This window comes from Rhodanobacter fulvus Jip2, assembly GCF_000264315.1.
Classification (GTDB): domain Bacteria; phylum Pseudomonadota; class Gammaproteobacteria; order Xanthomonadales; family Rhodanobacteraceae; genus Rhodanobacter; species Rhodanobacter fulvus.
On record NZ_AJXU01000038.1, the window covers coordinates 1 to 262 of the forward strand.

Consider the following 262-nt stretch of genomic DNA (forward strand, 5'->3'; position numbering starts at 1 on the left):
GAAACCGCTGGCCAGCGCCTGCGTGCCGGTGGCGGTCGATTGCGCCGACAAGGCCGTGCTGTAGGCGCCCTGCGCCTGGGCCGCGTTGCCCACGGCGGTGCTGCCTTCCGCGCTGGCCGCGCTGTCGGCACCGGTCGCCACGCTGATGGCGCCGGTGGCTTGCGCGTTGGTGCCGGTGGCCACGCTTTGATCGCCTGTGGCCACGCTGCCGTAGCCCGCGGCGGTGCTGTAGGCACCGGCCGCCACCGCGCCCACCCCGCTG

General features: G+C 75.6%; 1 protein-coding gene. It reads right to left on the reverse strand.

The window, feature by feature from the left end; all coding sequences use genetic code 11:
* The coding region (locus tag UU9_RS17920) for an outer membrane protein (RefSeq protein ID WP_007081681.1) at positions 1–262 on the reverse strand (262 nt) is incomplete at both ends.